26 protein-coding genes and 1 tRNA gene are annotated in these 26,320 nt (G+C 29.4%); 9 read left to right on the top strand and 18 right to left on the bottom strand.

Annotated features, from left to right (window positions below; translation table 11 throughout):
• Window positions 1-64: 64 nt before the first annotated feature.
• The gene (meaB, locus tag BM335_RS06135; protein WP_090224339.1) at window positions 65-1,069 is read left to right on the top strand and encodes a methylmalonyl Co-A mutase-associated GTPase MeaB; all 1,005 of its coding nucleotides are present in this window, start codon (window positions 65-67) and stop codon (window positions 1,067-1,069) included.
• Here meaB and BM335_RS06130 read toward each other — a convergent pair.
• The 10 genes from BM335_RS06130 to BM335_RS06085 form a co-directional block, all read right to left on the bottom strand.
• Complete coding sequence (locus tag BM335_RS06130) at window positions 1,066-1,875, bottom strand: Cof-type HAD-IIB family hydrolase (protein ID WP_090224336.1); 810 nt, start codon at window positions 1,873-1,875, stop codon at window positions 1,066-1,068. The genes meaB and BM335_RS06130 overlap by 4 nt on opposite strands.
• A gap of 96 nt (window positions 1,876-1,971) precedes the next feature.
• Window positions 1,972-4,101: a methylmalonyl-CoA mutase gene (gene scpA, locus BM335_RS06125; RefSeq protein WP_090224334.1), complete on the bottom strand. Its 2,130-nt coding sequence runs from the start codon at window positions 4,099-4,101 to the stop codon at window positions 1,972-1,974.
• A gap of 5 nt (window positions 4,102-4,106) precedes the next feature.
• Window positions 4,107-5,915, bottom strand: coding sequence for a methylmalonyl-CoA mutase family protein (locus BM335_RS06120; protein WP_090224332.1), 1,809 nt, complete (start codon window positions 5,913-5,915; stop codon window positions 4,107-4,109).
• Window positions 5,916-5,986: 71 nt separating this feature from the next.
• Window positions 5,987-7,276: an acetyl-CoA hydrolase/transferase family protein gene (locus BM335_RS06115; RefSeq protein WP_090224330.1), complete on the bottom strand. Its 1,290-nt coding sequence runs from the start codon at window positions 7,274-7,276 to the stop codon at window positions 5,987-5,989.
• A 48-nt stretch (window positions 7,277-7,324) separates the two neighbouring features.
• Window positions 7,325-8,650 (bottom strand): sodium ion-translocating decarboxylase subunit beta, encoded by a 1,326-nt coding sequence (locus BM335_RS06110; RefSeq protein ID WP_090224328.1) that lies wholly within the window; start codon window positions 8,648-8,650, stop codon window positions 7,325-7,327.
• A 55-nt stretch (window positions 8,651-8,705) separates the two neighbouring features.
• Window positions 8,706-9,125 carry a biotin/lipoyl-containing protein gene (locus tag BM335_RS06105; protein ID WP_090224325.1) on the bottom strand — a complete coding sequence of 140 codons (420 nt, stop codon included), beginning with the start codon at window positions 9,123-9,125 and terminating at the stop codon, window positions 8,706-8,708.
• 54 nt (window positions 9,126-9,179) lie between these two features.
• On the bottom strand, window positions 9,180-9,533 hold the full coding sequence (locus BM335_RS06100; protein ID WP_177219169.1) for an OadG family protein: 354 nt from the start codon (window positions 9,531-9,533) through the stop codon (window positions 9,180-9,182).
• Window positions 9,534-9,541: 8 nt separating this feature from the next.
• Window positions 9,542-11,101: an acyl-CoA carboxylase subunit beta gene (locus BM335_RS06095; RefSeq protein WP_090224321.1), complete on the bottom strand. Its 1,560-nt coding sequence runs from the start codon at window positions 11,099-11,101 to the stop codon at window positions 9,542-9,544.
• Window positions 11,102-11,126: 25 nt separating this feature from the next.
• On the bottom strand, window positions 11,127-11,531 hold the full coding sequence (gene mce, locus BM335_RS06090; RefSeq protein WP_090224319.1) for a methylmalonyl-CoA epimerase: 405 nt from the start codon (window positions 11,529-11,531) through the stop codon (window positions 11,127-11,129).
• A gap of 282 nt (window positions 11,532-11,813) precedes the next feature.
• Window positions 11,814-12,770, bottom strand: coding sequence for an NAD-dependent epimerase/dehydratase family protein (locus tag BM335_RS06085; protein ID WP_090224317.1), 957 nt, complete (start codon window positions 12,768-12,770; stop codon window positions 11,814-11,816).
• A gap of 210 nt (window positions 12,771-12,980) precedes the next feature.
• Here BM335_RS06085 and BM335_RS06080 point away from each other — a divergent pair, with 210 nt between their 5' ends.
• Window positions 12,981-13,523 carry a hypothetical protein gene (locus tag BM335_RS06080; RefSeq protein WP_090224314.1) on the top strand — a complete coding sequence of 181 codons (543 nt, stop codon included), beginning with the start codon at window positions 12,981-12,983 and terminating at the stop codon, window positions 13,521-13,523.
• Window positions 13,524-13,528: 5 nt separating this feature from the next.
• On the opposite strand, the gene BM335_RS06075 is transcribed toward BM335_RS06080, so the two are convergent.
• The 7 genes from BM335_RS06075 to BM335_RS06045 form a co-directional block, all read right to left on the bottom strand.
• The gene (locus BM335_RS06075; RefSeq protein WP_090224312.1) at window positions 13,529-13,888 is read right to left on the bottom strand and encodes a toxin-antitoxin system YwqK family antitoxin; all 360 of its coding nucleotides are present in this window, start codon (window positions 13,886-13,888) and stop codon (window positions 13,529-13,531) included.
• Window positions 13,889-13,973: 85 nt separating this feature from the next.
• Window positions 13,974-14,444: a regulatory protein RecX gene (locus BM335_RS06070; protein ID WP_090224310.1), complete on the bottom strand. Its 471-nt coding sequence runs from the start codon at window positions 14,442-14,444 to the stop codon at window positions 13,974-13,976.
• Between the two features lie 11 nt (window positions 14,445-14,455).
• Complete coding sequence (locus BM335_RS06065; protein ID WP_090224308.1) at window positions 14,456-14,920, bottom strand: cupin domain-containing protein; 465 nt, start codon at window positions 14,918-14,920, stop codon at window positions 14,456-14,458.
• A gap of 105 nt (window positions 14,921-15,025) precedes the next feature.
• Window positions 15,026-18,442 carry an efflux RND transporter permease subunit gene (locus BM335_RS06060; RefSeq protein WP_090224305.1) on the bottom strand — a complete coding sequence of 1,139 codons (3,417 nt, stop codon included), beginning with the start codon at window positions 18,440-18,442 and terminating at the stop codon, window positions 15,026-15,028.
• 33 nt (window positions 18,443-18,475) lie between these two features.
• Complete coding sequence (locus BM335_RS06055; RefSeq protein WP_090224303.1) at window positions 18,476-19,606, bottom strand: efflux RND transporter periplasmic adaptor subunit; 1,131 nt, start codon at window positions 19,604-19,606, stop codon at window positions 18,476-18,478.
• A 12-nt stretch (window positions 19,607-19,618) separates the two neighbouring features.
• Window positions 19,619-20,959 carry a TolC family protein gene (locus BM335_RS06050; RefSeq protein ID WP_090224301.1) on the bottom strand — a complete coding sequence of 447 codons (1,341 nt, stop codon included), beginning with the start codon at window positions 20,957-20,959 and terminating at the stop codon, window positions 19,619-19,621.
• 3 nt (window positions 20,960-20,962) lie between these two features.
• Window positions 20,963-21,568 (bottom strand): TetR/AcrR family transcriptional regulator, encoded by a 606-nt coding sequence (locus BM335_RS06045; protein ID WP_090224297.1) that lies wholly within the window; start codon window positions 21,566-21,568, stop codon window positions 20,963-20,965.
• 158 nt (window positions 21,569-21,726) lie between these two features.
• Between BM335_RS06045 and BM335_RS06040 the strand changes: the two genes are divergently transcribed.
• The 4 genes from BM335_RS06040 (at window position 21,727) to BM335_RS15995 (ending at window position 23,773) form a co-directional block, all read left to right on the top strand.
• On the top strand, window positions 21,727-22,698 hold the full coding sequence (locus BM335_RS06040; protein ID WP_090224295.1) for a polyprenyl synthetase family protein: 972 nt from the start codon (window positions 21,727-21,729) through the stop codon (window positions 22,696-22,698).
• Window positions 22,699-22,700: 2 nt separating this feature from the next.
• Window positions 22,701-23,051 (top strand): hypothetical protein, encoded by a 351-nt coding sequence (locus tag BM335_RS06035; protein ID WP_090224293.1) that lies wholly within the window; start codon window positions 22,701-22,703, stop codon window positions 23,049-23,051.
• 141 nt (window positions 23,052-23,192) lie between these two features.
• Window positions 23,193-23,266: transfer RNA gene (locus tag BM335_RS06030), tRNA-Ile, on the top strand.
• 315 nt (window positions 23,267-23,581) lie between these two features.
• Window positions 23,582-23,773: a PID-CTERM protein-sorting domain-containing protein gene (locus BM335_RS15995; protein ID WP_090224291.1), complete on the top strand. Its 192-nt coding sequence runs from the start codon at window positions 23,582-23,584 to the stop codon at window positions 23,771-23,773.
• Here the strand turns inward: BM335_RS15995 and BM335_RS06020 are convergent, their stop codons facing one another.
• Complete coding sequence (locus BM335_RS06020; protein ID WP_090224288.1) at window positions 23,774-24,358, bottom strand: riboflavin synthase; 585 nt, start codon at window positions 24,356-24,358, stop codon at window positions 23,774-23,776.
• A gap of 62 nt (window positions 24,359-24,420) precedes the next feature.
• On the opposite strand from BM335_RS06020, the gene pdxA reads away from it, so the two are divergent.
• The 3 genes from pdxA (at window position 24,421) to rpmF (ending at window position 26,294) form a co-directional block, all read left to right on the top strand.
• On the top strand, window positions 24,421-25,458 hold the full coding sequence (gene pdxA / locus BM335_RS06015; RefSeq protein ID WP_177219168.1) for a 4-hydroxythreonine-4-phosphate dehydrogenase PdxA: 1,038 nt from the start codon (window positions 24,421-24,423) through the stop codon (window positions 25,456-25,458).
• Between the two features lie 84 nt (window positions 25,459-25,542).
• Complete coding sequence (locus tag BM335_RS06010; protein ID WP_090224283.1) at window positions 25,543-26,094, top strand: YceD family protein; 552 nt, start codon at window positions 25,543-25,545, stop codon at window positions 26,092-26,094.
• 5 nt (window positions 26,095-26,099) lie between these two features.
• Window positions 26,100-26,294 carry a 50S ribosomal protein L32 gene (gene rpmF / locus BM335_RS06005; protein WP_090224280.1) on the top strand — a complete coding sequence of 65 codons (195 nt, stop codon included), beginning with the start codon at window positions 26,100-26,102 and terminating at the stop codon, window positions 26,292-26,294.
• Window positions 26,295-26,320 lie beyond the last annotated feature (26 nt).

Below are 26,320 nucleotides of genomic sequence, written 5' to 3'. Positions count from 1 at the left end.
AACAACTCATTTTACCATTATTCTTATCTTTGAAATGAATTTTAAATGGATAAGATTGTTATTAATGAAGAACTACAAACCAAAAGGAAGATTAAGCGCAAATCAATATATTGATGGTATTTTAAAAGGCGATAGAGTATTGTTATCTAGAGCAATAACTATTATTGAAAGTAATTTAGAAAGCGATAAAATACTTGCAAAAGAAATAGTTCAAAACATTCTTCCAAACGCAGGAAACTCAATTAGAATTGGTATTACAGGTGTTCCTGGTGTTGGAAAAAGTACGTTTATTGAAGCTTTTGGAAAATATTTAATTACACAAGGCAAACGTGTTGCCATTTTATCTATAGATCCTAGTAGTCAGCGTTCAAAAGGAAGTATTTTAGGTGATAAAACTAGAATGGAAGAATTGGCTAATTTACAAGAAGCCTATATTCGTCCATCAGCTTCTGGAGATACTTTAGGAGGCGTTGCTAACAAAACAGGTGAAACGATGTTGCTTTGTGAAGCTGCAGGGTATGATGTGGTTTTAATTGAAACAGTTGGAGTAGGACAATCTGAAACTGCTGTACACGGAATGACAGATTTCTTTTTATTGTTAATGCTTTCAGGTGCTGGCGATGAGCTTCAGGGCATTAAAAAAGGAATTATGGAAATGGCAGACATGGTTGTTATTAATAAAGCTGATGGCGATAATATTAGAATGAGTGAAATGGCACGTTTACAATATCAAAATGCGTTACATATTTTCCCACAATCTGAATCAGGTTGGAGCCCAGTTGTTAGTACTGCATCAGCCATTAAAAATATTGGTATTTCTAATGTTTGGAATGAAGTTTTAAAATTTAAACACCTAGTTGATGAAAATGGTTATTTTGAAAAAAACAGAAACCATCAGCAAATACAATGGATGTATAATAATGTTAATGAAGAGCTAAAACGGTTGTTTTATGGTTCTAAAAATATTGCAGTTGAATTAAATAATTTAGAAGCAGACATTGTAACTTCAAAAATTTCACCTGTAAAAGCAGCTCAAAAAATTATTGAAGAATTTAAAAAATCTATTTAAATACTTTTAAAAGAAATTAATTGTTCAAGCACTATTTCAACGCCTTGTTCATTGTTACTTTTAGTTTGAAATTTTGCAATTTTTTTTACGTTTTTGTGAGCATTTTCCATAGCAAAACTAAAATCGGCTAATACTAACATTTGTAAATCGTTGTTATAGTCGCCAAAAACCATTGTTTCTTCTTTTGTTATACCTAATTGGTTTTGAAGAATATTTAAGGCATAACCTTTATTGGCATTGTTGTGTGAAATATCTAACCAATGTTCACCCGAAACAATCACTTGTATTTCATTTTTTAGGTGTTTAACAGCAGGGTAAATGTGTTTTTCAGAAGATTCAAAATGATAGGCAGCTATTTTAAAAAAAGTGTCATTTGTAACTTTAGATAAATCATTTACTATTTTATATTCTGAATAGTAATTTTTAAATACATCAATAAATTCCACATCTTTTGTTTCAATATACGCAGCATTTTTTCCGCATAAAACAATATAAACGTTCTGAAGTTTTCTTAATGTGTCAATACTTTTTAAAATATATTCAAAAGGTAATTCATTGGTAAATAATTCTTTATCTCCTTGTTTTGCAAAAGCACCATTTTCTGCAATAATAGTTATTTCATCTTTGATTTCTAAAAATCGATCAACAATACTTTGATATTGACGGCCACTAGCTGCAATAAAATGGATATTTTGTTTTTTTAGCTGGTTGAAAATTTTAAAAAAACGGGCACTAACTTCACTTTTAGAGTTTAATAAAGTGCCATCCATATCAGTAACAACTAATTTTACCTTTGAAAAGTCCATAATTTATTTTTGAAATGCAAAAGTAGTTTTCTTATAATTAAAAACCCAGTACTTTCAAATATAGTACTGGGTTTAATAATTCAAACATTATTACTATTATTCTTGTTCTAAATATAATTCCATAATTTTTATGGCTGATTCAGAAATTACAGTACCAGGACCAAAAATGGCAGCTACTTTTCTTTCTAATAAATAATCATAATCTTGAGCAGGAATTACACCACCTGCAAAAACCATAATATCAGGTCTTCCTAATTTTTCTAATTCACCAATTAATTGAGGAATTAATGTTTTATGACCCGCAGCTAAACTTGATGCACCTACAAAGTGTACATCGTTTTCAATTGCTTGTTTTGCAACTTCTTCAGGAGTTTGGAATAATGATCCCATATCAACATCAAAGCCTAAATCTGCAAAACTAGAAGCCACCACTTTGGCACCTCTATCATGTCCATCTTGTCCCATTTTGGCAATCATAACTCTTGGTCTACGACCTTCAATTTCAGCAAATTTATCAGCTAATTTTTGAGCTTTCACAAAAGTGCTATCGTTGTTTACTTCTTTACTATACACACCACTTATTAATTTAGTATCAGCTTTATGTCTTCCAAAATGAACCTCTAAAGCGTCAGAAATTTCACCTAAAGTAGCAAAATTTTCAGCAGCTTCAACAGCTAAAGCTAATAAATTACCCTTACCAGTTTCGGCACATTTTGATAATGCTGCTAAGTTTTTATCTACAATTGTTTGATTTCTATTTGCTCTTAGTTTTTTCAAACGTTCAATTTGAGAATCTCTAACAACAGTATTGTCTACTTCTAATATTTCAATATCAGATTTTTCAGCAGTTTGGAATTTATTTACCCCAACTAAAATATCTTGACCAGAATCTAAACGTGCTTGTTTACGTGCCGAAGCTTCTTCAATACGCATTTTTGGAACTCCAGTTTCAATAGCTTTTGCCATTCCACCTAACTCCTCAACTTCTTCAATTAATTTCCAAGCTTTTTTAGCAATTTCTTGTGTTAAATACTCTACATAATAACTTCCAGCCCAAGGGTCAACAGCTTTTGTAATTTGTGTTTCGTCTTGAATAAATATTTGTGTATTACGAGCAATACGAGCAGAGAAATCTGTTGGTAATGCAATCGCCTCATCTAAAGCATTTGTGTGTAAACTTTGTGTTCCACCTAAACCAGCAGCCATAGCTTCAATACAAGTACGTGCTACGTTGTTAAACGGATCTTGCTCACTTAAACTCCATCCCGACGTTTGACTATGCGTACGCAATGCCATTGATTTTGGGTTTTGTGGATTGAATGATTTTATGATTTTTGCCCAAAGCATACGTGCAGCACGCATTTTAGCAATTTCCATAAAGTGGTTCATTCCAACAGCCCAGAAGAAAGATAAACGAGGCGCAAATTCATCAATTTTTAAACCAGAAGCTAATCCGGTTCTAATATACTCCATACCATCTGCTAACGTGTAAGCTAACTCAATATCAGCAGTTGCACCAGCTTCTTGCATATGGTAACCACTAATTGAAATTGAATTGAATTTTGGCATATTGTTAGTGGTATATTCAAAAATATCACCAATAATTTTCATTGAAGGTAATGGTGGATAAATATATGTATTACGCACCATAAACTCTTTTAAAATATCATTTTGGATGGTTCCGCTTAATTGGTCTAATGCCACACCTTGTTTTTTTGCTGCAGCAATATAAAATGCCATAATTGGTAAAACGGCACCATTCATTGTCATAGAAACAGACATTTTATCTAATGGAATTTGATCGAATAAAATTTCCATATCTAAAATAGAATCTATGGCAACACCAGCTTTACCAACATCACCTGTTACACGTGGGTGATCTGAATCGTAACCACGGTGCGTAGCTAAATCAAAGGCAACTGAAAGTCCTTTTTGACCAGCAGCAAGATTTCTTCTATAAAAGGCATTTGATTCTTCTGCAGTTGAAAATCCAGCATATTGACGTACTGTCCAAGGACGTGTAACGTACATTGTGCTGTATGGTCCTCTTAAAAATGGAGGTAAACCTGCTACAAAACCTAAATGCTCTGCTTCTGAAATATCTTCTTTTGTAAAATGTTTTTTTACTGGTATTCCTTCAGGAGTATTCCAAACGTCTTTATTTTCTGGAGCTGCGGTTTGTTTAGCAGCTGAATTTAGTTTTATATCTGAAAAATCTGGTTTCATACTTCTTAGGATTTAATTGTTTTTTGAACTTTTTGTTGAATACTAGAAATTGTAGCTATCACATCTGATCTCATATTTACACAACCATCTAAACCAGCGTCGGTTAATTCGCTTAAGTTTGCTGGTGCTCCAGCTAATAATAATACTTTGTTAGTATTTATTGTTCTAAATGTTTTTACAAAAGTTAAAGCACTTTCGTCATAATCTTGATCTGAACTACAAATTACAACTACATTAGAATCTGATTTTGCACTTTCTTCTGCAGCTTGTTGTGCACTTTCAAAACTTTTTTCTTGTTGAACATTAAATCCGCTAACGCCAATAAAATCATAAGAGAAAGCGGCTCTAGCTTTACGCATTGTTAAGTTTCCAAAACTAGCCAATTCAACCACAGGTCTAATACCTGTTTTTTCTACCAATTCTTCGGTTGTTTTTCTAATTGCTTCAATTTCTAAGGCTGCTCTTCTTGGTTTTAAAACTTTTGAAGTAGAATCTTTAGTGCCATTTGATAGAATGCTTGAAGTAATTTTTTCCATTAAATTTGGATATTTATTTACACCAACCATTACTAATCTTCGTTGACTTAAAAGTTTGATTTTTTCTTGACGAATTTCAGCAATTTGCTGTTGAATTAATTCGCTTTCAAATGAAGCGTAAAATCCTCCGTTTGATTCAATAGATTTGAATAATTCTAATGCTTTTTCGGCAATTTTAGAAGTTACTTCTTCAATATAATATGATCCGTCAACAGGATTAGAAACCTTACCAAAGTAAGATTCTTCTTTTAATATTGTTGAAATATTTCCGGCTATTCTGCTTGAAAAATCTGAAGGGTTTTTAAACTCTTTATCATAAGGATCAATTAAAACACCATCAACATTTCCTAATATTGCTGACATTGCTTCTGTTGTTGCACGCAATAAATTAGTGTGAGCATCAGTTATAGATTTGTTCCAAATAGCTGTTTTTGCATTTATTGTATTTGAAAATGTACTGATTTTGTATTTTAAAGCTATTTCATTTAGTAAAACATTAAAAGCTCTAAATTTACCCATTTCAATAAAATATTCTGAACCAATAGCAAAATCAAAATTTAAGTTATTAAAAATAGCTGTGGCAGTTATTCCTTTTTCAATTAATTTTTCAGTAACAAAAATTAATGAATTTAATGTGTAGGCAACTTCTTGAACTTGATTTGCACCGGAATTTAAATATTCACTTCCAGAAATTGTAAGCGCTTTAAAATTTGGATATTCAGCAGTTAATTTAATAAGTTCTGCTGCAATTTCAAATTGAGAAATATCTAAATTTCCTGTGGTTACATAGGTTGATATAATATTTGAATTAAAATATCCTTTTAAGTTTTCTTTCGCAATATTTTGTTCTTTGGCAAAAGCAACAAATTCTTTGGCAAAAGCAATTGCATTTTTATCTAAAAGAAATGAAACAGTTATTGTATTTAAATCAATTCCTTTTAATAATATTGAAGCTGTTGTTTTATCGGTTACATTAAAAATTAATCCGTTTATACCTTCTTCAATTGCTTTTAAGGCTAATTTATTTGCTTCTTCATTAGTGTTAACAGCAATAAGTCTGTAGTTAACCAAAGATTGTGAGTTTTTACCAGTATTATTTAATAAAATTTGGTTGTCTTCTTTGGTATAAAAAGGTTGAAATTCAACTTTACTTAAGTTTTTCCAAACTAGGGTTTTGTTAAAATCAGCACCTTTTAAATCGATGTTTGCTTTTTCTATCCATTCCTGTTTTGTAACAGGTTTGAAATCTTGAAAAAGAGGTTTTTTTGTATCATTCATAATATTTTATATTAATTGAGATATGGTAAATTGTTGACAATATTAGATTTATATCAGCAATTTAAATAAAATTATTTAACCATTAAACTGCTTCCAAATCTTTCAAAAATAGCTTTATCAAGTTCTTCTTTATGGTCTGGATGTGCAATGTCTCTTAATGATTGTGCACGTTGTTTTAAGTTTCGTCCAAATAGTTCAGCAACTCCAAATTCAGTAGCAACAAATCTTGCATGTGCACGTGTAGTAACTACTCCAGCACCTTGTTTTAACATTGGTACAATTTTAGAAACACCTTTTAAAGTTGTAGAAGTAATTGCAATAATTGGTTTGCCTCCAGGTGATAAAGCAGCTCCACGCATAAAGTCCATTTGTCCACCAACTCCTGAGAACATTCTTGTTCCAATAGAATCAGCACAAACTTGTCCAGTAATGTCAATTTCAATGGCAGAATTAATTGCAGTTGCTTTTGGGTTTTGACGGATGATTGCAGTATCATTTACATAGGCAATATCTTTCATTTCAATTTCAGGATTGTCATCCATAAAATCGTATAAACGGCGAGTTCCCATAGCAAATCCTGAAACAATTTTATAAGGATTTACTTTTTTTTGTGAACCATTTACAACACCTTTTTCAACTAAATCAACAATTCCTTCTGAGAACATTTCTGTATGTACTCCTAAATCTTTATGGTTGGTTAAAAATGTTAAAACAGCGTTTGGAATACCACCAATTCCCATTTGAAGCGTAGCGCCATCATCAATTATTTCGGCAATATTTTTACCAATTGCTTTTTCTTCTTCAGAAGGATCTACAAATTTCATTTCGTAAATTTCTTCTTCTAATAATACACAAGCACTAAAGTTATTTAAATGTACTAATGCATCACCAAAAGTTCTTGGCATTTTTGGATTTATTTGCGCAATTACAGTTTTTCCTTGCTCAATTCCAGAAATTACAATATCTACAGATACGCCTAAAGAGCAAAAACCGTGTTTGTCTGGTGGAGAAACATTTACTAAAACAACATCTAAATTCATATATCCTTGACGGAATAAACTTGGAATATCACTTAAAAAAATTGGAATATAATCTGCTGTATCACCAATCATTTTTCTAATATTTCCTCCAATAAAGAAAGCGTTTGTGTGAAAACTTTCTCTTAATTCAGGTGCCGTATAACCACAAGCTCCTTCAGTATGTAAATGAACAATTTCAACTCCTTTTAATTCCGGTGCACGGTTTACCATTGCTTTTACTAAAGTTTGTGGTGTAGCTGATCCTCCTTGAATTAAAATTCTATCTCCTGATTTAATTAATTTAACAGCTTCTTCGGCTGTCATTATATTTGGTATTTTCATTTTTAATAATATTTAATATTTGTTATTTTTTAAATAACAACATTCATTTTATCCTAAAAAACTTAATATGATACCCGCAGCAATAGCAGAACCAATTACACCAGCTACGTTTGGTGCCATAGCGTGCATTAATAAATAGTTGTTTTTATCAGCTTTTAATCCTTCTGCATGAACAACTCTAGCACTATCTGGAACTGCAGAAACTCCTGCGGCACCAATTAATGGGTTTATTTTTTCATCACCTTTTAAGAACAAATTCATGAACTTAGCAAATAATAAACCTCCCATTGTTGCTATTACAAATGAAATTGCACCTAAGCCAAAAATTAACATAGAATCTTTAGTAATAAAGATATCAGCTTGTGTAGATGCTCCAACAGTTACACCTAAAAGAATAGTTACAATATCAATTAATTTTGTACGTGCAGTATCTGCTAATCTTTCAGTTCTTCCAGATTCTTTTAATAAGTTACCAAAAAATAACATTCCTAATAATGGCAATGCACTTGGCGAAATAAAAGTAGTTAACAATAAAGCAACAATTGGGAAAATCATTTTTTCTTTTTGAGAAACCGCTCTTGGTGGTTTCATTCTAATTAATCGCTCTTTTTTTGATGTTAACAATTTCATAATAGGTGGCTGTATAACAGGTACTAATGCCATATATGAATAAGCTGCAATAGCTATTGGGCCAATTAAGTTTTTAACAGTTGTGCCGTCTGGTAATATGTTAATACCGTTTGCTAATTTAGATGAAAGGAAAATTGCAGTTGGTCCGTCGGCTCCACCAATAATTCCAATTGCACCAGCTTCAGGAAGATTAAATCCTAAATATAATGCACCTAAAAATGTGGCAAATACACCAATTTGAGCCGCTGCACCTAATAACATTAATTTTGGATTTGCAATTAACGATGAGAAATCGGTCATTGCTCCAATTCCTAAGAAAATTAATGGAGGATAAATACCTTTTACAACACCAAAATATAAGTAATTTAAAACTGAACCTGTTTCGTAAATACCAGTTTGGTTACCTGCAACAAATGGTATGTTACCAAGTATTACACCAGTTCCAATTGGAATTAGTAAAAGGGGTTCATAATCAAATTTAATTCCAAGGTAAATAAATATGATTCCAATAAAAATCATAATTAAATTACCCCCTTCAGCATTTGCAAATCCTGTGTAAGAATAAAATTGTTTAATTCCATCAAATGCTTCATCAACAAAACTTTCAGAAGAATTTTCTTCAACTTGTTCTACAGTTGAAACGGGTAATGTGCTTTGTGCATTTGAATTAGTATTTATCCCAAGTGCTGGTCTAATAAATACCAATAAGGACAATACAGAAAATATTATAAATAGTTTTTTCATGTTTTTTCTTTTTATGTGTTATAGCTTATTTATTATGCTATAACTCTTAAAGTTCCTATGCTAGTTCAATCATTACTTCATTTTGTAAAACTTGTTGACCAATTTTTACTTGAATTGCTGTAACTTTTCCTGCTTTTTCTGAAGTTATATTGTTTTCCATTTTCATAGCTTCTAAAACAAGAAGTCTGTCTCCAACCTTAACTTCATCACCAATATTTACATCAATTGATAATACTGTACCAGGAATTGGAGCCACAATTTTTGTGTTTGAAGAACTTGGATTAACTTTCAGTAATTCAGCAGGTCTTTTTGATGCCGATCTAACTAAAGTAGGAGTTTTGGAAACCTTAACTTCTTCTTTTAATTTAACAGAATATGCTGTTCCGTTAACTTCCAGGTCAATAATATTATCTTCGTGCGAAACAATTTTAACATTGTAATTGTTATCGTATATTCTAAATTTAAAATTTTTCATTTTATATATTTTTATAGTTAAAGGTTTTATCCTTGTGTACTAATAATCATTAATTTATCTGAGTCTATTATGCGTTCCGTATATTTTCGAACTCCAAGGTGAATATAATTTTCGAGCTTGCTTTATTGTAAGAACTGCATTTTCTTCATCGTGTTGTTCTTTTAAATATAAATGTATAGCTGTAGATATTGCTGCTGCAATTTCACCTGTAAATTGTTCATTAACATTAGGAGATATATCTTTAATTTTTTTATCTCTTCCTTTGGTAATAATTTTATAAATGTATAGCAATACAGGTAATCCAAATTTAAAAAACGCAGTTAATAATAGTAAGGCACCAAATACAATTAATAAACCTGTAATTAATATTACGTAACCTTCACTTATTTGGTCGATGTATAATTTCATGTATAACATTATAGTGGAATATTTGAGTGTTTTCTTGGTGGGTTAACTTCTTTTTTGTTTGCTAATAACTCTAACCCTCTAATAATTCTAAAACGAGTATTTCTTGGCTCAATTACATCATCAATAAAACCATATTTTGCAGCTACGTAAGGGTTTGCAAATTTGGTATTGTATTCATCTTCTTTTTTCTCAATGTATTCAAGTTTTTCTTCGGCATCTTCAATTTTTCTTATGTTAGAACCTTCAAGTACTTCAATGGCTCCTTTAGCTCCCATTACTGCAATTTCGGCAGTTGGCCAAGCGTAGTTTAAATCTCCACGTAATTGTTTACAACTCATAACGTCATGTGCTCCACCGTAAGATTTACGTAATGTAATGGTTACTTTAGGAACGGTAGCTTCACCATAAGCAAATAATAATTTTGCTCCGTGAAGAATAATACCACCGTATTCTTGACCAGTTCCTGGCAAGAATCCTGGAACGTCAACAAGTGTTACAATAGGAATGTTAAAAGCGTCGCAAAAACGAACAAATCTTGCAGCTTTTCTTGAAGCTTCAATGTCTAACACACCTGCATAGTATTTTGGTTGGTTAGCAACAATACCAACTGATCTACCATTAAAACGAGCAAAGCCAACACAAATATTTCGTGCATAATTTCTGTGAACTTCAGTAAATTCACCATTATCAACAATTACAGAAATTACATCAACAATATCGTAAGGTTGATTTGGGTTTTCAGGAATCATTTCATTTAATATATCATCCAATCTATCAATTGGATCATCACAAACAATTGATGGTGGTTCTTCTAAATTATTTGATGGAAGGTAACTCATTAATTTTCTGATTAATAATAAGTTTTCTTCATCATTTTCAGCAAGGAAATGAGAAACACCAGATTTTGTTGAATGTATATTAGCACCACCTAATTGTTCTGTTGTAACAATCTCACCTGTAACTGTTTGTACAACTTTTGGACCTGTAACAAACATGTAACTTGTTTGGTCTGTCATTATGGTAAAATCTGTTAATGCTGGTGAATAAACTGCTCCACCTGCACAAGGACCTAAAATTGAAGATATTTGAGGGATTACTCCAGATGCCATAATGTTACGTTGGAAAATTTCGGCATAACCAGCTAAAGATCTAACACCTTCTTGAATACGCGCACCACCACTGTCATTTAATCCAATAACTGGAGCACCAATTTTCATTGCCATGTCCATTATTTTACAAATTTTAAGTGCATAAGTTTCAGAAAGCGAACCTCCAAATACTGTAAAATCTTGAGAAAAAACATAAACAATTCTTCCATCAATAGTTCCATGACCTGTAACAACACCGTCAGAAAGGTAAATTTGTTTGTCTAAACCAAATGATTTGGTTCTGTGTGTTACAAACATATCAAATTCTTCAAAACTATCTTCATCTAAAAGAATATCAATACGTTCACGAGCGGTTAATTTTCCCTTTGCGTGTTGTGAATCAATTCTTTTTTCTCCACCGCCTAGTTTTGCTTTGGCTCTTTTTTCAATTAACTCATTGATTTTATCTTGATTTGCCATTTTATATAAATTTTCTTTTTATTTATTATTTTTTTGAACAAAGTTCTGTTAACACTCCGTGTGTTGATTTTGGGTGTAAAAAGCCAATATTTAAACCTTCAGCACCTTTTCTAGATACTTTGTCTACTAATGCAACGCCTCTTTCTTCAGCTAGTTTTAATGCTTCTGTTGCATCATCAACAGCAAAAGCAATGTGATGAATTCCTTGTCCTTTTTTTTCTATAAACTTACCAATTGGTCCATCTGGAGAAGTGCTTTCTAATAATTCAATTTTTGTAGTACCTACCAAAAAAAAGGCTGTTTTCACTTTCTGATCAACAACCTCTTCTACTGCGTAGCATTTCATTCCCAAAACATCTTCATAGTATTTTATTGATTCTTCTAGGTTGTTTACAGCTATTCCAATGTGTTCAATATGTGAAATATTCATAATTATATATTTTTTAGTATTATTTTTTAATTATTCCTAAAGGAGAAGTGAAGTTTTTTGCTTATTCTAGTTTAGATAACAAAATTAGAGTATAGTAAAAGTTAAAAATATGATAGATGTCATATTTGCTCTAAAACTACTAAAACGTTTTAGTAATTTTAGCGTGTGTTAAATTCAACAAATTTAATTATTTTTTTAATTTAAAGTGTTGATTATTAGTTATTTTAATAATGATATGAATATTGCAAAAAAAACCCTTGATAGCTATCAAGGGTTTTGGTTTTATAAAACATCATATTTTATTTTTAGGCTGTGCAACATACTTTCACTCATTTTTTTTAGATTAAATTGATGTTTCCATCCCCAATCTTCTCTCGCTCTAGAATCATCAATGCTTTTCGGCCAACTGTCAGCAATTTTTTGTCTAAAATCTGAATGATACGAAATCTTAAACTCTGGCACAATTTTTTTTATTTCTTGTGCAATTTCTTCAGGAGTAAAACTCATTGCGGCTAAATTGTAAGACGATCGAACCTTTATATTTTCAGGTTTGGCATCCATAATTTGAATGGTTGCTTCAATTGCATCATCCATATACATCATTGGTAATTTAGTTTCTTTGTTTAAAAAGGAATTGTATTTACCAAGTAAAAGTGCATTGTGATAAATTTCAACAGCATAATCGGTAGTTCCTCCGCCTGGATTAGTTTTCCAACTTATAATTCCTGGGTAACGGATGCTTCTAACGTCAACGCCATATTTATTAAAATAATATTCACACCATCGTTCACCAGTTTGTTTACTAATGCCATATACGGTTGATGGTTCCATAATAGTTTCTTGCGGGGTATTTTCTTTTGGTGTTGTAGGTCCAAAAACAGCAATTGAACTTGGCCAAAATACTTTTTGTATTTTACCTTCTTTGGCAATGTTTAATACATTAAAAAGCGAATTCATGTTTAATTCCCAAGCTTTTGCTGGAAATTTTTCGCCAGTTGCAGAAAGCATAGCTGCCATTAAATACACTTCATTAATGCTATATTTTTCTATAATTGCTAAAATTGAATGATAATCCATAGCATTTATAAATTCAAAAGGTCCGGATTGCATTAATTCTTTGCTACCTTCTCTAATATCAGAAGCTATTACGTTATTAATGCCATTAATTTCACGTAATTTTAAAGTTAATTCAGTGCCAATTTGGCCACAAGCACCAATTATTAAAATGGATTTATTCATTATAAAAAAATCAAATTATTTAAGTTTCAAATATACTGAAATTAAAATTTGAAATTAGCTACTATTGTTTTTTATGAAAATGACATGTTTTTTTACAAAACATTTTATTTATTAGTACTTTTGAAGTCAATTAATTTTATAATGAAGTATTTATATAGTTTTTTATTGTTCATTTTATTGTTGAATTTTTCATGTAAAAGAACTGTACCTATGGAAGAAGTTGCAGATTCTGAAGATTCTGTAGAGGTAAGTGATAGAATTTCATACCAATTAGGAGAAACTTTGGTTCCAAGAGCTAAAGAAGATATTTCTAAATGGAAAGAGTATGAAAATGTGGATGAATTTATACTTAAATTTTATAATGTAAGTAGTGCTGAAGCACTTTCAAATGCTCAGGAATTGGCTGATTTGGTGAAATTAATGAAAGATTCTATTCGTGTTGAAAAGTTAAAAGATTTAAGTGTTATTGCACGATTTAATGTTTTACACAATGAAACTTTAAGATTGGCTGATATGGCTACAATTTCATCAATTAAAAAAGATGAAGTTAAAGAAGAGGTAGGTAAAATTTTAGAATTGTATACAGCTTTAAATTCAAAAATTAATACTATTTATAAAGCCGAAGATGTTCAAAATTCATTAGAAATTGATACAGAAGTTCCTGTAACAATTGAGGAAAAACGTGAAAATTTTGAGTATAACAGAAGAATGAATAATAGTATTAAAGAATCTAAAAGAAATATTCGCCAATAAATATGTTAGTAAGTATTTTTAATTAATTCTTTAGCATCAAATTCTTCAATTTTTAAAACCTTATTATTTTCGTACGTTATTTTAGTAACTTTATCTTTATTCCAGTAAGTCCAAACACCAACTTTTACACCGTTGTTATAGGTTGCTAAACATTTTCTGGTTCCATCTGTATTATAACTTTCCCAAGATGCGTGTAATTTACCTTCTTTTGTGTAAAAGCCATGTTGCATTATTGTGCCATTTTCGTAATACAACGTAATTTCTTGTAAATTGCCTTTTGTTTCAGTTTTTGGTAAGTATTTTGTTTGGGAATAAGTTGATATTGAAAGGAATAGAAGGACAAAAAAAAGTAATAAATTTTTCATAATCTGACTTTTAAAGTAACATCAAATTTACTGAATTAATTATCCGTTAAAAATGATTAAAGTCAGTGATAAAATATGTAAAAGCTTAAAAAATTGATTTTACAACTTTAAAAACCAATTCAGATTCGTATCCTTTAGAGATTAGATAATTAGCTAGTTTAGAAGATTTTTTAAATTTATTGGATTCTTTTATTAGCGGTAATTTTTTTTGAGCTAATTTTTCTAAACATTGAAAATAGTCATTTTCATCTATTTCTTTAAGTGCTGTATTTATGTTGTAGGTTGATATATTTCTAAATTTCAACTCATTAATTATGCGTTGTTTTCCCCATTTTTTTATAGAGAATTTACCTCTAACAAAAGCTTTTGCATAGCGTTCTTCATTTAAATAATTGAATTGTAATAAATGTAAAATAATTTTTTCTTTAGCTTCAGGAATTAGTTTTAAATCATAAAGTTTTTGCTCTACTTCTTTGTGGCAACGTTCCTGATAGGCACAATAATTTTCTAACAATTTTATAGCTTCATCAACCGTATATAATTTATCATTTTTCATTTAAAAGTAATTTACTTTTTTGGCTCGTTTGTTGTAATTACAAAAATTATTAAAGGTTCATCTGTTGTGTTTTTAACGGAATGAAAACCAATGCCATTTATAGCAGTAATACTTCCTTTTGTTATTTTTTGAGTTCTAATGGTTCCTGTAACACTAGTTCTATCAAAATATTCTCCTTCACCTTGCATTACAACATATAATTCTTGTTCATTTCTGGTTCCATGTGTATGAAAACCTGCTTGATCATTTTTATTTAAAAAAACCATATACGCGCCAATTCTATTGTTAACTAATTCCTCAACATCAAACATTTGAAGTAAATACACAACACCATCACCATTATACATGTTTTCTCTTGTATCTACTCTTACAACGGAGCGAATTGATTGTCCGAAAGGAGTTACCGTTAAATCTAAATATTGAGATACAATTTCAATAACTTTATTACTTTCAATAATTGTAGGTGTTTGTTTCATATTTTTAATAATAAGCACTTATGTTTGATAACTTAAAAAAGGCAGCTTAAAAGTATTAAATTACTTTTAAGCTGCCTTAAAATTGTATTTATTTTTAAAATTTATTTATTGTTTTCTATGAAGTCTAACCTTTAAGTTATTAATTAATGAGTACATAATTGGTACAATAATTAAAGTTAAGAAAGTAGCAAATGTTAAACCAAAAATAATTGTCCAAGACATTGGTCCCCAAAACGCTACGTTTTCACCACCAATATAAAACTGAGGGTCAAATTCTGTAAACAATGTCATAAAGTTTATGTTAATTCCAATTGCTAAAGGTAATAACCCTAAAATGGTTGTAATTGCTGTTAATAATACTGGGCGCAAACGTGTTTTTCCACCTTCAACAATACTTTCGTAAATTAATTCTTTTGTTAAAGTACCTTCTTCTAAGCCTTGTTCTTCACGTTTTCTAATCATAATTAAGTTGGTATAATCTATCAATACAATAGCATTGTTTACAACAATTCCGGCGAGGGAAATAATACCAATCATGGTCATCATAATTACAAATTCCATTCTAAAAATTATTAATCCGAGCAACACTCCAATTAAACTTAAAAGAACAGATAATGAAATAATTATAGGTGTTGAAGTTGAATTAAATTGCCCAACTAAAATTAAAAATATTAAGAAAACTGCAATTAATAAGGCTTTACTTAAAAACGCCATTTCTTCGGCTTGTTTTTCTTGCTCACCAGTAAATGAAACGGAAACATTTTTAGGTAAATTATAGTTTTCCATAACCTTTTTAATTTGGTCGTTTATTTCTGTAGCGTTGTATCCTTCAAGAACATTTGAGAAAATAGTAATAACTCTATTTAACTCCTTGCGCTTTACTGCGCTAAATGTTGATGAAGTTTCAGAATGCGCTACTGCAGAAACCGGAACTTGAACTATTTTTCCGTTACTAGCATTTCTAAATGTGATTTTCTGATTTAATAACGATTCTTTATTATAACGGTATTTATCCATTAAACGAATATTAATTGGATAATCATCTTCACCATCTTTAAACGTTGATACTTCTTTACCAAATAATGATGTTCTAATTGCATCACCAATTTGACCAGTAGAAACATTTAAACTTCTGGCTTTTTGTCTGTCAATTATAAAAGGTAATTCAGGTTTTCCTTGTTCAACATCTAAACTTAATTCTTCAATACCTAAAATATTTGCATCATTAATATACTGTTTTATATTTTCAGATGTTGCTAATAACTCTTCGTAATCATCGCCTGAAACTTCAATGTTAATTGGTGCTCCGGTCGGTGGTCCATCCGAAGGTCTATCAACAGTAATATTTACTCCAGGAAAGTTTTTTAACAATTGTCGTATTTCAATTAAAACATCATCAGTATCAATATCACCACGTTCCATAAATTTCACAAAATCTACAGTAATACGTGCTTTATTTGGTGTTGTGCCACCTTGTTGACCTTGGTTTGGATCACTTGTGCCTTCACCAACTTGACCAATTACAGAAGTTATAATTTGATTTTTACCGTTTACTTCATATTTTTTTAAATATTCTTGAATTTTATTTTCAATATCAATAGAAAGTTTATTGGTAACTTCAATATCGGTTCCAATAGGATATTCTAAATAAACATACACTTGTTTAGGTGGCGTTTCTGGAAAGAATAATACTTTTGGAGGGAAAATTGCAAATAATACAAACGATAAAAATAACAAGCCAAACGTTCCAAAAAAGAAAAATTTAGGTCTTCTTCCTTTCAATGTATATACTAAAGTTTTTTCGTAGAAAGTTTCTAACCTTGGTAAAAATTTTGTTTGAAACCATTCCGTTGCTGGACTTAAAAATTTGGTATTTACAACACGTAATAAACCTGCTAGAGCCAATAATAACCCAATAGCGTTTAAAACTTTAGAGTTTGTTGATAATCCTCCGATTATAAATAGTACACCGATAGTAAATAGTATGCTACTAAAAATTAAAACTCTTTTAAAGTTAACTTCATCTTCTTTTATTTTCATATAAACAGAAGTTAACATTGGGTTTATTAATAAAGCTACAAATAATGATGAGCTTAATACTATTATTAATGTAATTGGTAAATAGCGCATAAATTCTCCCATCATTCCAGGCCAAAATGCTAAAGGAATAAATGCAGCTAAAGTTGTGGCTGTAGAGGCAATAATTGGCATTGCAACTTCACCAACGCCGTATTTTGCAGCGTCAATTTTAGAATAACCTTCATCTAATAATCTGTATACATTTTCAACAACTACAATACCGTTATCAACCAGCATTCCTAAAGCAATTACCAGTGAAAATAACACCATTGTATTTAATGTTACGCCCAGTGCACTTAGTATAATGAAAGACATAAACATGGACAATGGAATAGCAATTCCCACAAATAAGGCATTTCTAATTCCAAGGAAGAAAAGTAGTACTAAAACCACCAATATAATTCCTAAAATAATACTGTTTTCAAGGTCGGCAACCATTGTTTTAGTATCGTTGGTTTGGTCGTTGGTTTTAGAAACATTTAGGTTTTCAGGGAAATATTCTTCTTGGGCTTTTGCTAAAATAACATCAATTTGTTCTGAAGCATTAATTAAATTTTCTCCACCACGTTTTGTAACATCTAACATTAAAACGGGCTGTGAAAACTCACGAGCAAAACTTTCTTTTTCCTGCTCTTTAAAGCTAACAACAGCAATGTCTCTTAAATAAACAATATTGTTATTTTCTTGTTTTACAATAATGTTTTCAATTTCTTTAGCCGATTTAAATTCGCCAATAACACGTACATTTCTTCTAATACCATTTTCAAGTAAATCGCCACCAGAGACAGTCATGTTTTCATTTTGAATGGCCATGGCAATATCATTAAAGCTAATTTGAGATGTTTCCATCTTATACAAATCAACACTAATTTCAATTTCTTTATCTTGAATTCCTCTAATATCAACTTTAGATATTTCAGGAACTTTTTCAATTTCTTCTTCTAAATATTCGCCATATTCTTTTAATTGATCCATAGAGAAATCTCCAGATAAATTAATATTCATAATTGGCATTAACTCAGCAAAGTTTAATTCTTGAACGTTCGGATCAGCTGGTAAATCTTTTGGGAAATCTTTATCAGAAGTAGCGGCATCAACTTTATCTTTTACTTTACGTAAAGCTTCTGTTGGTGTTACACTAAAATCAAATTTCACTTGAATTGATGAAAAACCTTCGATAGATGTTGAAATAATTTCATCAACACCAGAAATTCCGTTAATTTCTTTTTCTAAAGGTCTGGTTATCAGTTTTTCTATATCTAATGCCGAATTTCCTGGATATGGTGTAGAAACGTAAATTTCTGGCACAACAATTTCTGGAAATGCTTCACGAGGCATACTTGTATAGGAGAAGATACCTGCTATAAAAATCATAGCAATAATCACAAAAACGGTCATTTTATTGTAAATGGACCACGTGGATATTTTAAATTCTTTATTCATTATAATGCTGTATTATTAAGTTTACAGATTTAATTACTTGTTTATTTTCACAAAATCACCAGCTTTTACAATTCTAGCGCCTTTATCTATCAAAGTATCGGTAGCTTCTAAACCTTCTGTAATAAATACTTCGTTGTTATATTCTTTTGAAATAGTGATTAACTTTTTAATAACCACATTTTCATTGTTTTCAGTTTTTAATGTAAACACGTAATCGTTTCCTTTTTGATCTTTTTGCACTAAAGTTGAAGGAATTACCAAACCTTCTTGTTTAAAATCTACAATTTTTAAGTCTGCTAAAAGGTTAGGTTTAATAGTGTTGTCTTTATTTGGAATATTAATACGCGCTTTAAAACTTCTGTTATCTGGATTGATGTAATTTCCAATTTGAGAAATTTTAGACTCTACTTCTTTTCCAATTGAAGGAAAGTTTAAAATAGTTTCAGTTCCAATTTTTACAACTGGTAAATACGTTTCAGTTACATCTGCTTCAATATAAACATTATCTAAATTTAATAAACGAACGGTTGGAGTTTGTGGGCTTGTTAATTCTCCAATTCTAGGGAAAACTTCATCAACAATTCCGCTAAAAGGTGCAATAACTTTCATTTTTTTAGCTTGTGTTTTTAAGGAAGCTAAATTATTTTCTAAACCTTCTTTTTGAGCTTTTGCTTGTAAAAATTGCATTTCTGAACCAATTTTTTGATCCCATAATCGTTTTTGACGATCAAAAGTAGTTTTTGCTAAATTTAATTGTGTTGTTAATTCGGCAATGCTATTTTTAATGGCGCTATCATCTAACTGAATTAGTGTTTGACCGGCAGCAACTTTTTGTCCTTCTTTAACATAAATAGCCGTAACTGTTCCGCCCATTTCTGGTCTAATTTCAATGTTTTTATCTGCCTGAACAACACCTTGTATTTCAATATAATGTTTAAAAACTTCATTTTTTACTGGCAAAACAGTAACAACGTGTAATTTTCTTGTGGTATCTAATTTAGAAAGTTTGTCTTCAACAATTTTTAGTTGTTGATTTAAACTGTCTATTTGATTTAGTAAAGTATTTTTTTCTGAATTTAATTCGGAAATAGATGTTTTTTCAATTTCTTCTCCGCAAGAAATAAGAAATGTTGCTGCTATAAAAAGTAATGCTATATTTTTCATTTTGTTTGATTTCTAGTTGTTAATTGGTGTGTTTAATGCGTTATCTAAAGCTGCTTTGTTTGCAATTAATTGCAGCATGTTTTGTAAATAATTTTGTTGCATTGTATATAATTGTCTTTGCGCTTCAGACAGTTCAAAACTTGTTGAAAGTCCTTCAAAAAATTTAATTTGTTGCTTTTTTTCAATACGTTCTGCTAATGCTAAATTTTGTTTAGAAGTCTCAAATTCTTCAATACTAAAGTTGTATTCGGTTTTAGCTGATTCTAGTTGAAGTTTTAATTTTTGTGCTGTTTCTGTTAGGTTTGTTTTAGCTTTATCTAATTCAATTTTAGCTTGTTGTGTTCTTGAACTTCTTGCTAAACTACTAAAAATTGGAATGTTTAAACTTACGCCTAGTAACGAAGAATCGAACCATTTTTGCTCTTTTTTTGTAAAATCAAAATTTTCACCATAGCCTGCATATCCAAAATTTATAAAACTGCTTAAAGAAGGTAATGCTTTACTTTGTTCTAGTTTTACTAAAAGTTCATTAGCTCTTTCGTTGTTTTTTGCAATTTTAAAATCGATATGATTTTCAATAGATAAATCACTTGAAAGGAGTCCTAAATCTAAATTTTCTTCTGCTAATTTGTTTAAATTATCAGTTAAAATAATTGGTGTATTAATATCTGTTCCTAAAGTTATGTTCAACATTTTATAGGCAATGTTTTTTAGGTTTTTAGTTTTAGACAATTGACTTTTTATTGAAGCTAGGGTAATTTGTAATTGTTCTACACTTTCTTCTTCTGCCAAACCATTTTTATAAATTTGGAGTGTTTCATCTAAGTTTTTTTGAAGTGTTGCAATATTTTTTTCAATGATATTTATACTTTCTTCACTTAAAAGTACATTTCCGTATGCGTTAATAACGGCTTCTCTAATACTTAAATCTGTTTTTTCTTTGGCGTTTTCAGAAATTTTTAAATAGGTTTTTGCTGATTGTAAACCAACTAAATAAGATCCATCAAAAATTAATTGATTTAAAGTTGCTGTAGCATTCATATTATGTTTTGTACCAAATGATACTTCAGCAAATTCGCCAGCATTTCCTCCAAAAAATTCAGCAGGAATTAAGGAAACTTGTTGTTTTATCCAATTCTGATAATCTATTGTAGCGCTAATTTGCGGGAGTCCCATTGTGGTAGTTTCCCATTTTTTTAATTTGGCAGCATCAATATCTCTAGTGGCATTTATGCTTGCATAACTATTTTTTAAAGCATAATCAATAGCTTGTTCAAGTGATAGTGAAATGCTTTCTTGAGCATTTATGTGAATGCTACATAGTATTCCAATTAGTAGTATTGTTTTTTTCATTAGTTAATTTGCGTTTTGTTCAAGTTGTTTTTCTAATATTTTAATCCCTTTTTCTGTTGCAATTGCTCTAGTGTGATACTCCAAGGCTTTTAATTCCAATGTGTTAATTGTGTTTTTATTGTATTTGTGAAGATTTGTATCATGCACACTCATTACCAAAGAAAAATAAAACTTTGTAATTAATTCAATATTAATATTATCTCTGTATAAGCCTTCATTTATTCCTTTTTCAATATTTTTAAGAATACAATTTTTAAACATGTGAAATTCATCAGTCATTAATTTATTGTATGTTTTTGGGTAATATTTTTGAAGTTGATACATTGGAGAATCATCTGTATTTTTAAATAAATCTTTAAATGTATTTTTAATTTCAAAATTTTCCTCAATAGCATTATAGCCTTTGTCACAAATACAGGAAACTGATTTAAGAATTACTCCATGTAAATGAGATATTGATTCATCAACCAATTCTTCTTTGTTACCAAAGTATTTGTAAATGGTTTTTTTTGAAATGCCAAGTTCATTGGCAATATCATCCATAGTAACACTTTTAAATCCAAATTTTAAAAAAAATTCTCCAGATTTTTGTAATATTTTTTCTTTCATACATTCATTTTCCAAAAAATTGTGTGCAAATATACATTAGGAAACTTAAGAAACAAAAAAAGTTTCCTAAGTTTTAACAATTTAATAACATTCAAAAAAAAACAGTTAACTATTAATTGTAAAAATGAAAGATGTATTTTTACAAAAAATATTACTAAATGAACATCGTTGAAACTTATAAAAAAGATTTTTTAGACTATTTAAATACTTCTATTACAATTAAAGAGCCTAAAAATTTATATAAACCTATACATTATATATTGCAAATAGGAGGAAAGCGATTGCGACCAATTTTAACGTTAATGACTTGTGATATTTTAAACGGAAATGTTAAAAATGCATATGATGCAGCTTTAGCCGTGGAGGTTTTTCATAATTTCACGTTAATTCATGATGATATTATGGATAGCGCTCCCATTAGAAGAGGTAAAGAAACTGTACATATTAAATGGGATGTAAATACCGGGATTTTATCTGGTGATGCAATGATGATATTAGCATATCAATGTTTTGAAAATTACGAGCCATATATTTATAAAAAACTATTAAAACTATTTAATAAAACAGCTTTAGAAGTATGTGAAGGACAACAACTTGATGTTGATTTTGAAATTAGAAATGATGTAACTATTGCAGAATACATTAAAATGATTACTTATAAAACATCAGTTTTAGTAGCGGCAGCCATGAAAATGGGTGCAATAATTGCTGAAGTTAGTGATGAAGAATCGGAAAAAATTTATGATTTTGGCTTAAATTTAGGTATTGCATTTCAATTACAAGATGATTATTTAGATACATTTGGAGATGTAGTAACTTTTGGAAAACAAATTGGAGGAGATATTCTAGAGAATAAAAAAACCTTTTTATACTTAAAAGCTATTGAAACTTGTAATGAAAAAGATAAAAATTGTTTGTTAGATTTTTATAAAGCAAAAACTAGTAATGAAAATAAAGTGAGTGAGATAACAACTCTTTTTAAAAAGAATAGTATTGATAAGCTTACTGTAAATGAAATAGAACGATACACAAATAAAGCATTTGAAGTTTTAGATACATTACAAATTTCAAATGAGAAAAAAGAAATTCTTAGAAATTTTGGAAGTAGTTTAATGAAACGTACTTTATAATAATGTTAGAAGAGAAAAATTCTTTAGAACTATTAAAAGCTGTTGAAACTGAAAATTTAGTTATCAAGTTAATAGAACAATTAAACAAAGATTTTCAGTTGGCAAATATTGATGAAGAATTTAAATTGAATATTTCAACCTTAGCGCTAAAAAATAATTTAGATAGTTTGCTCCTAAATTTAATCACTAAAAAATATGATGATTATTTAAATCTTTTATACAGAATAGATGTTTCTGAAAATGAAATGGCCACTATAAAAAATGATAATTTACTAAATACTATTGAAAATATCTCCTTTTTAATTTTAAAAAGAGAATTTCAAAAGGTATTGTTAAGAAAAATGTATTCATAAAATAGAATTTCAAAAGTTTTTAAATCGCTAAAAAACTGATTATTACACAAAGTATAATTAAAGGATTTTAAATTATTTAATTTTTCTATAAATAAATATTGTACAGAAGTTAAATATGTATTATTTTTGCGCCCAGTTTTAGGTCCCATAGCTCAGCTGGTTAGAGCATCTGACTCATAATCAGAGGGTCCTTGGTTCGAGCCCAAGTGGGACCACTTTTAAAACTATAAAGCTCTGCATTAGCAGGGCTTTTTTTATAAAAGCTTATATGTTGTTGAGTGCAATATAATTTTAGTGAACAGTTTGCTTTTCTTTACTTACCAATTATTATTAATTCCTTGTAGTTGGTCTAATTTAATAAAATCTTTAATTAAATAAATAAATTAGATTTATATTTGTACTAATAATATAAAGTTATTTTTACTTTCAATTAAATTTTAATAATAAAATACAATTTATTGATTTATAAAAGGTTAAAAATAAATGTATATATTTGTAATTTAAATATATTTGTAAATAAACCCCAATAAATGAAAAAAAAGAGTAACATATATATGTTATGTTTTTTCTTTGTGTTTGTAAGTGTAGTAGGATACTCCCAAAAAGCCCCACCACCTCCTGCTCCTCCGCCTAACCCTGGATTACCAATAAATGGAGGTATTTTGTATCTGCTAGCTTCAGGAATTTTTTATGGCGTTTATGAACTGAAAAAGAAGAAATAATTATTTTTCTAAAATTCTTGCTACATATTTGCCAATAACGTCAAATTCTAAATTAACTTCAGTACCAATTTTAAAGGTATGAAAATTCGTGTTTTCATAAGTGTATGGAATAATAGCCACTGAAAAACTATTTTTTTTAGAATTTACCACAGTTAAACTAGTACCATTTATAGTTATAGATCCTTTTTCAATAGTAATGTTGTTTAAAGAATCGTCATATTCAAAACTAAAAAACCAACTTCCATTTTCTTCAGTAATAGAGGTGCAGGTTGCGGTTTGGTCTACGTGTCCTTGTACAATGTGACCATCAAGTCTTGCACCAAGTACCATTGCTCTTTCTAAATTAATTAAATCACCAATTTTAAGATTTTTAAAATTAGATTTTTCAAGTGTTTCTTTAATGGCTGTTACCGTATATTCATTGTCATTTATTTTTACAATTGTTAAACAAACTCCATTATGGGCAATACTTTGGTCTATTTTTAGCTCATTTGTGAAATTGCTTTCAATTGTAACATGAATATTATCGCCTTCTTTAATTATATTTTTAACAGTTCCTAAACTTTCAATTATACCTGTAAACATGATTTTGTAAATTAAATTGATTACTTTTGAAGTCTCAAAATTAAGAATAATTAACTTGTTTGATGGACAAATTCGAAAAAATAAAATTAGGAATTTCTATAGGTGATTTTAATGGTATTGGAATAGAAATTATATTAAAAACATTTTTAGATAAAAGAATGTTAGATTTTTGTACTCCAATAATTTTTGGTTCAACAAAATTAATTTCAACTTGGCAAAAAACATTAAATACTAATATACCAATAAATGGTATTAAAGAAGCAGATAAGGCAATTGAAAATAAGTTGAATGTTTTAAATTTATGGAAGGAAGATATTGAAGTAGACTTAGGGAACCCTTCAGTTTTTTCTGGAGAATATGCATTTAAATCGCTTGAAGCTGCAACAAAAGCTTTAAGTAATAATGAAATTGATGTTTTAGTAACTGCTCCAATTAATAAAGATAATATTCAATCAGAAAATTTTAAATTCCCTGGACATACAGAGTATTTAGAATCTCAACTAGAAGGAGAAAGTTTGATGATATTAATGTCTGATACTTTAAGAATTGGTTTGATTACTGGTCATATTCCTGTTTCAAAAATATCAGAAACTATTACTTCAGAATTAATTCAAAAGAAGGTTGCAATTTTACATCAAACGTTAATTCAAGATTTTGCAATTTCAAAACCTAAAATTGCAATTTTAGGTTTAAATCCGCATTGTGGAGATAATGGAGTTATTGGAACCGAAGACGATACTGTAATACGCCCTACAATTACTGATATTCAACAAACAGGAAAAATAGTTTATGGTCCATATGCTGCCGATAGTTTCTTTGGCTCAGGTAATTACAAAAATTTTGATGCTATTTTAGCTATGTATCATGATCAAGGTTTGGCACCATTTAAAACACTAGCTTTTGGTGGAGGTGTTAATTATACTGCAGGTTTAAATAAAATTAGAACCTCACCAGATCACGGCACAGCTTATGAATTGGCTGGTAAAGATAAAGCCAACATAAACTCATTTAAAGAAGCAGTTTTTAGTGCAATTCAAATTTTTAGAACCAGAAGTGAATATAAAAGTTTGACAGAAAACGTATTAAAAATTTCTAATTAAAAATAAAAACAATAAATTTTCAAAAATAATTTTATAATAGTATTTATAATTTTATATCTTTGCACGCTCAAATTGAAGTTCTAAATGAAAGATTTAAAAGAGTTTGATATTTCTTTTATCGGATTAAAAGAAGGTAATCATCAGTTTGAATATTTAATTGAGAATAAGTTCTTTGATTTTTTTAAGTACGATGAATTTAATAATTCAAACGTAAATGTTGGTTTATCATTTTTAAAAAAAACAACAATGTTTGAATTAAGTTTTCAAATTTCTGGTTGGGTAGAAGTAGCTTGTGATGTAACAAACGAATTATTTCATCAACCAATAAATGCTGAAATGGATTTAATTGTAAAGTTTGGAGAAGAATATAATGATGAAAATGAAGAGTTGTTAATTATACCACATTCCGAATTTAAAATTAATGTTGCTCAATATATATATGAAGCAATTGTATTAAATGTTCCATTAAAAAGAATTCATCCAGGTGTTGAAGACGGAACATTAAAATCTGACGTACTAGAAAAATTAAAAGAATTAGAAATTAAAGATCTAGACGAAGAAATAGAAGAAGATAACATTAAGGAAATTGATCCTAGATGGAGTAAATTAAAAGAATATACTAATAGAAAAAAATAAGAGTAATGGCACATCCAAAGAGAAAAATATCGAAAACCAGAAGAGATAAAAGAAGAACTCATTATAAAGCAGTAACACCACAAGTAGCTGTTGATCCAACAACTGGTGAAGCTCATTTATACCACAGAGCTCATTGGCATGAAGGAAAGCTTTATTACAGAGGTCAAATTGTTATTGATTCAGTTGAAACACAAGCATAATTAATATAAAAAATTAAGCAAAAAAC

It is taken from the genome of Lutibacter maritimus (assembly GCF_900116115.1).
Taxonomy (GTDB): Bacteria; Bacteroidota; Bacteroidia; order Flavobacteriales; family Flavobacteriaceae; genus Lutibacter; species Lutibacter maritimus.
This window is presented reverse-complemented; position numbering and strand designations above follow the sequence as displayed.

What these genes read in the sequence shown, in the direction of transcription:
- pdxA (WP_177219168.1), top strand. Translation starts at nt 24,421, where the DNA reads ATGGACAAATTCGAAAAAATAAAATTAGGAATTTCTATAGGTGATTTT.
- mce (WP_090224319.1), bottom strand. Translation starts at nt 11,531, where the DNA reads ATGAATATTTCACATATTGAACACATTGGAATAGCTGTAAACAACCTA.
- BM335_RS06095 (WP_090224321.1), bottom strand. Translation starts at nt 11,101, where the DNA reads ATGGCAAATCAAGATAAAATCAATGAGTTAATTGAAAAAAGAGCCAAA.
- BM335_RS06115 (WP_090224330.1), bottom strand. Translation starts at nt 7,276, where the DNA reads ATGAAAATACCAAATATAATGACAGCCGAAGAAGCTGTTAAATTAATT.
- BM335_RS06020 (WP_090224288.1), bottom strand. Translation starts at nt 24,358, where the DNA reads ATGTTTACAGGTATAATTGAAAGTTTAGGAACTGTTAAAAATATAATT.
- BM335_RS06060 (WP_090224305.1), bottom strand. Translation starts at nt 18,442, where the DNA reads ATGAATAAAGAATTTAAAATATCCACGTGGTCCATTTACAATAAAATG.
- BM335_RS06045 (WP_090224297.1), bottom strand. Translation starts at nt 21,568, where the DNA reads ATGAAAGAAAAAATATTACAAAAATCTGGAGAATTTTTTTTAAAATTT.
- scpA (WP_090224334.1), bottom strand. Translation starts at nt 4,101, where the DNA reads ATGAAACCAGATTTTTCAGATATAAAACTAAATTCAGCTGCTAAACAA.
- BM335_RS06100 (WP_177219169.1), bottom strand. Translation starts at nt 9,533, where the DNA reads ATGAAATTATACATCGACCAAATAAGTGAAGGTTACGTAATATTAATT.
- BM335_RS06035 (WP_090224293.1), top strand. Translation starts at nt 22,701, where the DNA reads ATGTTAGAAGAGAAAAATTCTTTAGAACTATTAAAAGCTGTTGAAACT.
- BM335_RS06040 (WP_090224295.1), top strand. Translation starts at nt 21,727, where the DNA reads ATGAACATCGTTGAAACTTATAAAAAAGATTTTTTAGACTATTTAAAT.
- BM335_RS06105 (WP_090224325.1), bottom strand. Translation starts at nt 9,125, where the DNA reads ATGAAAAATTTTAAATTTAGAATATACGATAACAATTACAATGTTAAA.
- BM335_RS06085 (WP_090224317.1), bottom strand. Translation starts at nt 12,770, where the DNA reads ATGAATAAATCCATTTTAATAATTGGTGCTTGTGGCCAAATTGGCACT.
- BM335_RS06055 (WP_090224303.1), bottom strand. Translation starts at nt 19,606, where the DNA reads ATGAAAAATATAGCATTACTTTTTATAGCAGCAACATTTCTTATTTCT.
- BM335_RS06010 (WP_090224283.1), top strand. Translation starts at nt 25,543, where the DNA reads ATGAAAGATTTAAAAGAGTTTGATATTTCTTTTATCGGATTAAAAGAA.
- BM335_RS06130 (WP_090224336.1), bottom strand. Translation starts at nt 1,875, where the DNA reads ATGGACTTTTCAAAGGTAAAATTAGTTGTTACTGATATGGATGGCACT.
- rpmF (WP_090224280.1), top strand. Translation starts at nt 26,100, where the DNA reads ATGGCACATCCAAAGAGAAAAATATCGAAAACCAGAAGAGATAAAAGA.
- BM335_RS06110 (WP_090224328.1), bottom strand. Translation starts at nt 8,650, where the DNA reads ATGAAAAAACTATTTATAATATTTTCTGTATTGTCCTTATTGGTATTT.
- BM335_RS06065 (WP_090224308.1), bottom strand. Translation starts at nt 14,920, where the DNA reads ATGAAACAAACACCTACAATTATTGAAAGTAATAAAGTTATTGAAATT.
- BM335_RS06050 (WP_090224301.1), bottom strand. Translation starts at nt 20,959, where the DNA reads ATGAAAAAAACAATACTACTAATTGGAATACTATGTAGCATTCACATA.
- BM335_RS06075 (WP_090224312.1), bottom strand. Translation starts at nt 13,888, where the DNA reads ATGAAAAATTTATTACTTTTTTTTGTCCTTCTATTCCTTTCAATATCA.
- BM335_RS06080 (WP_090224314.1), top strand. Translation starts at nt 12,981, where the DNA reads ATGGAAGAAGTTGCAGATTCTGAAGATTCTGTAGAGGTAAGTGATAGA.
- BM335_RS06070 (WP_090224310.1), bottom strand. Translation starts at nt 14,444, where the DNA reads ATGAAAAATGATAAATTATATACGGTTGATGAAGCTATAAAATTGTTA.
- BM335_RS06120 (WP_090224332.1), bottom strand. Translation starts at nt 5,915, where the DNA reads ATGAATGATACAAAAAAACCTCTTTTTCAAGATTTCAAACCTGTTACA.
- meaB (WP_090224339.1), top strand. Translation starts at nt 65, where the DNA reads ATGAAGAACTACAAACCAAAAGGAAGATTAAGCGCAAATCAATATATT.
- BM335_RS15995 (WP_090224291.1), top strand. Translation starts at nt 23,582, where the DNA reads ATGAAAAAAAAGAGTAACATATATATGTTATGTTTTTTCTTTGTGTTT.